At 51.8% G+C, this 7,765-nt stretch carries 5 protein-coding genes; 3 read left to right on the forward strand and 2 right to left on the reverse strand.

All coding sequences use genetic code 11. The features are described 5' to 3' along the window. Positions 1-167: 167 nt before the first annotated feature. The 3 genes from uvrA (at position 168) to guaA (ending at position 6,061) form a co-directional block, all read left to right on the forward strand. Positions 168-3,008 (forward strand): excinuclease ABC subunit UvrA, encoded by a 2,841-nt coding sequence (uvrA, locus tag WIH05_RS11195; RefSeq protein ID WP_022272855.1) that lies wholly within the window; start codon positions 168-170, stop codon positions 3,006-3,008. A 110-nt stretch (positions 3,009-3,118) separates the two neighbouring features. Beyond that, positions 3,119-4,267 carry a beta-aspartyl-peptidase gene (iadA, locus tag WIH05_RS11200; protein ID WP_022272854.1) on the forward strand — a complete coding sequence of 383 codons (1,149 nt, stop codon included), beginning with the start codon at positions 3,119-3,121 and terminating at the stop codon, positions 4,265-4,267. Positions 4,268-4,516: 249 nt separating this feature from the next. Beyond that, positions 4,517-6,061, forward strand: coding sequence for a glutamine-hydrolyzing GMP synthase (gene guaA / locus WIH05_RS11205; protein WP_022272853.1), 1,545 nt, complete (start codon positions 4,517-4,519; stop codon positions 6,059-6,061). A gap of 80 nt (positions 6,062-6,141) precedes the next feature. On the opposite strand, the gene WIH05_RS11210 is transcribed toward guaA, so the two are convergent. Both WIH05_RS11210 and WIH05_RS11215 read right to left on the reverse strand, forming a co-directional pair. Then, complete coding sequence (locus WIH05_RS11210; protein WP_029732491.1) at positions 6,142-7,326, reverse strand: site-specific integrase; 1,185 nt, start codon at positions 7,324-7,326, stop codon at positions 6,142-6,144. A gap of 36 nt (positions 7,327-7,362) precedes the next feature. Continuing rightward, positions 7,363-7,557, reverse strand: coding sequence for a DUF3173 domain-containing protein (locus WIH05_RS11215; protein ID WP_011861908.1), 195 nt, complete (start codon positions 7,555-7,557; stop codon positions 7,363-7,365). Positions 7,558-7,765 lie beyond the last annotated feature (208 nt).

The raw sequence follows: 7,765 nt of genomic DNA on the forward strand, positions 1-7,765 counted from the left end.
TCTGGTTTTCGCGTTCACCGCGAAAATCCAGGCGCTCAAATCTCCCGGAGGGGTATCGCAGCCGAAGGGTGCGGTATAATGTCTGTAAAACAGACATTATACCATGGCGCATCTGGCTTCTGCCTTCCTGCAAAATCCCAGATGCCCGGATTTATAGGAGAATGGTAATGCCAAAGCAATATATTAAGATCCGCGGTGCCAACGAGCACAACCTGAAGAATATTTCCGTGGATATCCCGCGGAATGAGCTGGTGGTCTTAACCGGCCTTTCCGGCTCGGGAAAATCCTCCCTGGCCTTTGATACGATCTACGCCGAGGGGCAGAGACGGTATATGGAATCCCTTTCGTCCTATGCCCGCCAGTTCCTGGGGCAGATGGAGAAGCCCGATGTGGAGAGCATCGAGGGACTTTCCCCGGCGATCTCCATCGACCAGAAATCCACCAACAGAAACCCGCGTTCCACGGTGGGAACAGTGACGGAGATCTACGATTATATGCGTCTTTTATATGCCAGAATCGGTATCCCCCACTGTCCCAAATGCGGACGGGAGATCAAAAAGCAGACCGTGGACCAGATGGTGGACCAGATCATGGAGCTGCCGGAGCGCACACGGATCCAGCTTCTGGCTCCCATGGTGCGGGGAAGGAAGGGGCGGCATGAAAAGGTCCTGGAGCAGGCGAAAAAAAGCGGCTACGTCCGCGTCCGCATCGACGGGAATCTCCATGAGCTGACGGAGGAGATCCAGCTGGAGAAGAACATCAAGCATAACATCGAGATCGTGGTGGACCGTCTGGTGGTGAAGGAGGGGATCGAAAAACGTCTGGCCGATTCCATCGAAACAGTGATGAAGCTGTCTGGAGGCCTGATGATCCTGGATGTTTTTGACGGAGATCCGGTGAATTTCAGCCAGAGCTTTTCCTGCCCCGACTGCGGGATCAGCATCGAGGAGGTGGAGCCCAGGAGCTTTTCCTTCAATAATCCCTTCGGGGCCTGTCCGGAGTGCTTTGGACTGGGATACAAAATGGAATTTGACGAGGATCTGATGATCCCGGATAAGTCCTTAAGCATCAAGGAGGGGGCCATTGCAGTCCTGGGCTGGCAGTCCTGCGCCAAGGAGGGAAGCTTTTCCAGGGCGATCCTGGACGCCCTGGCCAAAGAATACAAGTTTGATTTGGATACTCCCTTTGAGGATTATCCCAAAGAGATCCACGATATCCTGATCTACGGGACCCAGGGGAAAAAGGTGGCGGTCCATTATACGGGGCAGCGCGGCACCGGCGTTTACGACGTGGCCTTTGAGGGACTTATTGAAAATGTGAACCGCAGATACCGGGAAACCTTTTCCCAGGCCAGCAAGGCGGAATATGAGACCTTCATGAGGATCACCCCCTGTACTGCCTGCCATGGAAAGAGACTTAAAAAGGAATCCCTGGCGGTGACCGTGGGCGGAAAAAATATCTTCGACGCCACAGATATGTCCATCGTGAAGTTTAAGGAGTTCATCGACGGCCTGGAGCTTTCGGAGATGCAGAAGATGATCGGAGAACAGATCCTGAAGGAGATCCGGGCCAGGATCATGTTCCTCATTGACGTGGGACTGGATTACCTTTCCCTGTCCCGGGCCACGGGGACCCTTTCCGGCGGCGAGGCCCAGAGGATCCGTCTGGCTACCCAGATCGGCTCTGGTCTGGTGGGTGTGGCCTATATCCTGGACGAACCCAGCATCGGCCTCCACCAGAGGGACAATGACAAGCTCTTAAAGACCCTGACCCATCTGCGGGACCTGGGAAATAGCGTGATCGTGGTGGAACATGATGAGGATACCATGATGGCTGCGGACTGTATTGTGGATATCGGCCCCGGAGCGGGAGAGCACGGTGGAAAAGTGGTGGCCGTCGGGACGGCTGAGGAGATCATGAAGTGTGAGGACTCCATCACAGGCGCATACTTAAGCGGCCGGAGGTCCATTCCGGTGCCGTCAGAGAGGCGGCAGCCCACAGGCTGGCTGAAGGTGCGGGGCGCCAGGGAGAATAACCTGAAAAATGTGGATGTGGATATCCCCCTGGGAGTGATGACCTGTGTGACAGGCGTGTCCGGCTCGGGAAAGAGCTCTCTGGTCAATGAGATATTGTATAAGTCCCTGGCAAAGAAGCTGAACCGGGCCAGGACCATTGCCGGAGCCCATGACGGAATCGACGGCGTGGACCAGCTGGATAAGATCATCGCCATCGACCAGTCGCCCATCGGCCGGACGCCCAGGTCCAACCCGGCAACGTATACGGGCGTGTTCGATCTGATCCGGGACCTGTTTGCAGCGACGCCAGACGCCAAGGCCAAGGGATACAGCAAGGGCCGGTTCAGCTTTAACGTAAAAGGCGGCCGGTGTGAGGCCTGCAGCGGCGACGGGATCATAAAGATCGAAATGCATTTCCTGCCGGACGTTTACGTTCCATGCGAGGTCTGCGGCGGAAAGCGGTACAACCGGGAGACGCTGGAGGTAAAATATAAGGGAAAGAGCATCTATGATGTGCTGAACATGACCGTGGAGGAGGCGCTGAAGTTCTTTGAAAACGTGCCGTCCATTTCCAGAAAGATCGCCACCTTAAACGATGTGGGGCTTTCCTATATCAGACTGGGGCAGCCGTCCACAGAGCTTTCCGGCGGCGAGGCCCAGAGGATCAAGCTGGCCACGGAGCTTTCCAGAAGGGGAACGGGAAGGACCATTTATGTCCTGGACGAGCCCACCACGGGACTTCATTTTGCGGATGTCCACAAGCTGGTGGAGATCCTGCGCCGTCTGTCTGAGGGCGGAAACACGGTGGTGGTCATCGAGCACAACCTGGACGTGATCAAGACCGCCGACTATATCATCGATATGGGGCCAGAGGGCGGCGACCGGGGCGGTACGGTGATCGCAAAGGGAACGCCGGAGCAGGTGGCAGAAAGCCCGGTTTCCTATACGGGAAGGTACGTGAAGAAATATTTGGAAAAGCGGGAGGAAGTATGATACAATGGAGAAAGAGATCCATCGTATCATGGCGCATTCTGATCTCTGTATTTTTATGAGACCATGCGCTTAAATCGCCCGGAGGGGTATAAAAACAAGGAGGAGCAGATATGCTATTAATCAAAGGGGCAGAGGTGTATGCACCGGAGTATCTTGGGAAAAAGGACGTGCTCATCGCCGGTGAAAAGATCGAGCGGATCGGGGAGGATCTTCCGGAATATGAGGGCTGCCAGGTGATCGACGGAACGGGACGGATCGTGGCGCCTGGATTCATTGACCGCCATGTCCATATTACAGGCGGCGGCGGTGAGGGAAGCTTCCACACACAGGCTCCCCAGGTGCAGCTTTCTGATCTGATCAGGGGCGGCGTGACCACAGTGGTGGGACTTCTGGGAACCGACGGCATCAGCCGGAGCACAGAAAATCTGGTGGCTAAGGCCAAAGCATTAAAGGAAGAGGGAATTTCTGCCTACTGCTGCTGCGGAGCATACGGGCATCCGGGTCCGACCATCACAGGAAGCATCAGCAGGGATATCATGTTCGTAGACGAGATCATCGGCCTTAAGCTGGCAGTCTCTGACCACCGTGCCCCGAACATCACCGTGGACGAGCTGATCCGCCTGGGAAGCGATGTGCGGACAGCCGGCATGTTAAGCGGAAAAGCCGGTTTTGTATGCCTCCATATGGGCGGCGACGACAGGGCCTTAAGTCCGGTGTTTGAAGCCCTGGAGCGCACCTCGATCCCTGTAAAGACGTTCCAGCCCACCCATGTGGGAAGAGCAAAGAAGCTCCAGGAGGACGCATTCAAGCTGGCAAAGATGGGCGGAACCATCGACTTCACCTGCGGACAGTTTGAGGAAAAGATCAAAGAGCTGGCGGCATCCCTGCGGGCGGCAAAGGAGGCCGGGGTTCCCATGGACAAGGTGACCATCAGCTCCGACGGACAGGGAAGCTGGTCCAACTATGACGCAGCCGGAAATCTTACGGAAATGGGTGTTTCCAGTGTGGATACCATGTACCGTCAGGTGGTATATCAGGTCCAGAATGAAAATATGTCCCTGGAGGAGGCTCTGTCCCTGGGAACCAGAAATGTGGCGAAGGCTCTGGAGGTATATCCCAAAAAGGGAGCCGTCCATGAGGGAAGCGACGCAGACGTGCTGGTGCTCAACGGCGATCTCTCCATGAATACGGTCATTGCCCGCGGCAGCCTGATGATGCAGGACGGCGTATTATTAAAGAAGGGAACCTATGAGGCATAGCTGTTAAAGGGCGCACCGGGACAGCTTGGAAAGACTGGAAACAGATCTATTCCCAGACGGAAAATCTGCCGGATAATCGGGGATTTTTAAACGGATCACTGGTGTTTCTGCTGTTTTTTCCGGACTTACAGTTTTTTTCTTGCAAAGACAAAACCTTTCAATTATAATGATTACAAAATTTTTGTACCTGCTGAAAGCATGCTTTTCGGCAGGTACAGCTTTTCAACAAAGGTTGACAGGAGGCTCTCGATGAATCAGGAAAAAATTATTGTTATTGATTTCGGCGGCCAGTATAACCAGCTTGTGGCCCGCCGTGTCCGCGAGTGCAGCGTATACTGTGAAATTTATTCTTATAAAACAGATCTGGAACAGATCAAGGCCATGAATCCCATGGGGATCATCCTCACGGGAGGCCCCGACAGCTGCTATGAGGAAGGAGCCGCATCCTGCAGCAAAGAATTATTTGAGCTGGGGATCCCGGTGCTGGGCCTGTGCTACGGGGCACAGCTGATGATGCATGTGCTGGGCGGCCATGTATGTAAGGCTCCGGTCCGTGAGTATGGAAAGATCGAAGTGACGGTGGACAAGACCAGCAAGCTGTATGGAGATGTGTCCGAAAAGACCATCTGCTGGATGAGCCATAACGATTATATTGAAAAGGCGGCTCCCGGTTTCCGGATCGTGGCCCATACAGCCGATTGTCCGGTGGCGGCTGCCGAGTGTGCGGAGAAGAAGCTGTATGCGATCCAGTACCATCCGGAGGTCCTTCATACCAAGGAAGGCACGAAGATGCTGCACAATTTCCTTTATGAGGTCTGCGGCTGCTCCGGAACCTGGAAGATGGACGCATTTGTGGAGAACAGCATCCGGGCGATCCGCGAGAAGGTCGGAAACGGAAAGGTGCTCTGCGCATTATCCGGCGGTGTGGACTCCTCCGTTGCGGCCGTTATGCTGGCCAAGGCCGTGGGCGATCAGCTGACCTGTGTGTTCGTTGACCATGGCCTGCTGCGGAAAAATGAGGGCGACGAGGTGGAAGAGGTATTCGGCCCCAACGGCCCCTATGATCTGAACTTCATCCGTGTAAACGCGCAGCAGCGCTTCTACGATAGGCTGGCCGGCGTGGAAGAGCCGGAGAAAAAGAGAAAGATCATCGGCGAGGAGTTTATCCGCGTGTTTGAGGAAGAGGCAAAGAAGATCGGAGCTGTGGATTTCCTGGTGCAGGGAACCATTTATCCGGACGTGGTGGAAAGCGGCCTGGGCGGTGAATCCGCTGTGATCAAGTCCCACCACAACGTGGGAGGACTGCCGGATTACGTGGATTTCAAGGAGATCATCGAGCCCCTCCGCGATCTGTTCAAGGACGAGGTGAGAAAGGCCGGTCTGGAGCTGGGGATCCCGGAAAAGCTGGTGTACCGTCAGCCGTTCCCGGGCCCGGGACTTGGGATCCGTATCATCGGAGAGGTAACGCCGGAGAAGGTGAAGATGGTCCAGGAGGCCGACGCCATTTACCGGGAAGAGATCGCCAGGGCCGGTCTGGACCGGAGCATTGGCCAGTACTTTGCCGCACTGACCAACATGCGCTCCGTGGGCGTCATGGGCGACGAGAGAACGTATGATTACGCCATCGCGCTGCGGGCCGTGAACACCATTGACTTTATGACCGCCGAGGCAGCGGAGCTGCCCTGGGAAGTGATCGGCAGGGTCTCCAACCGGATCGTAAACGAGGTCCAGCATGTGAACCGGGTGCTGTATGACTGCACGGGGAAGCCGCCGGCGACGATTGAAATGGAATAGTTGGAGCAGAGCTTCAAAGCCTTTATTTTCAAGGGTTTTGAGGCTCTTTCCTTTTAGAATTGCATTTTGATTGCATTTTTTTATTCAACTGCTCTGTGATAGATTGCTGTATGCTGATTGCTGGTGTAATCGGCAACACTGGTTGTTGCCGGAGTATAAGTGAGAACACCAGTTAATTTTTTGGCAACTTCCACGTTGGTGTTGGGATATAAATGTCCATAGGTTCCTAACGTAGTCTGTATCTTTTCATGCCCCAGACGTTCTTTAATCAATAAAGGATTTTCACCCATACTGATGAGCAGGGAAGCATGGGAATGTCTGAGTGCATGAATCTTGATACGGTGTACGCCTGCCAATCCAGCAAGTTTTTCTAATGCCCGTGGGAGGGTGTGCTTACTGGTGGGAATCCCATTGTAGCTTAGTACAAGGTCGCAGCCCTTTAAAACCTTTTGCTGTACTTCCTGCCATGCTTTCAATTCTTTGATGGTATCTGTGTCAATATAGATAGTGCGAATACTGGCTTGTGTCTTTGGCTCCACAAATTTGTATTCGTCCATTGTTTTATAGTACAGCGTTTTTGTTATACTTAAAAGTCCGGTTTCAAAGTTGATGTCCGACCATTGCAGGGCTGCGGCTTCTCCGATTCTCATTCCGGTCATAAACAGGAGCCAGTATGAAATGAAAAGGTAATGTTCGTAATAATCTCCCTTGTAGAGCAGGGAAATTACCTTTTGAAATTCATCCAGTGTCCAGAAATCCACTTTTGTTTTCTTGCTCTTGATGTTTCCTATCATTCGTGATGGATTTTTCTTTGCAAGACCGAGAACAACTGCTCTGTCAAAGGCAATAGAGAGCATACCCTGTACAATACGGATATAGTTTGGACTAAATTCTTTTGCGAGTTCAAGCTGCCAGTTCTGGACGTTAATGGGTTCTATCTCATCCACCGTCATTTTGTAAAAGTATGAAAAATGCTTCTGAATGGTAGAACGGCGGTTCAGATAGGTGCTTTCCTTTACTTGTGTTTTATACCAAGGAAGATAAGTTTCCTCAATAAACTGTTGAAAAGATAGTTGCTGTTTCTTTTCTGTTAATTCCTCTGTGGATGTCAGCATAAGTTTTGAATATGCTTCTCTGGCTTCTTTTTTTGTCTTGAATCCACTTTTGTATTTCTGAATTTGTTTTCCGGTAATCGGATGAAAACCTAAGTTTGCTCTAAAATAATAAGTTCCGTTTTCTGCTTTCTTAATAGGGTCTTTTGCCATGATTTCACTCCTTACATAAATGTGCAAGAAGTACAATCAGTTTGATTTATCAGTAAAAGTAATCCCTAGCAATTCTTCCACAGCTTCTCTGGGAACCCTGTCCAGTTTGCGTGACTGATAGTAGGTATGCCCTTTTGAAATCATAAGTTTTTTTGCTTCTCTTATGATGTCTGCTGCGAATGAAGTTCCATAACCCAGTTCTATTAAGTCTTTTTTTGTTACTGTAATCATGTTCCTCCTTTCCATAGACCAGATATGGAACCCTCAATATCTGTCTATATTATATCAGATTTTGTGGCAAAAGTAATATTAAGATTGTATTTCCTGCAAATAGTTATTTGATTTTGAATGAAAAATTCTAATTCAAAATGGTGTCTAAGCAAGCCGAACAGCTTTCGCTAAAGCTCATGGGAATCTCACCCCTGCATGGTTCTCATCC

Source organism: Alitiscatomonas sp. (assembly GCF_037242085.1).
Lineage (GTDB): Bacteria > Bacillota > Clostridia > Lachnospirales > Lachnospiraceae > Alitiscatomonas > Alitiscatomonas aceti.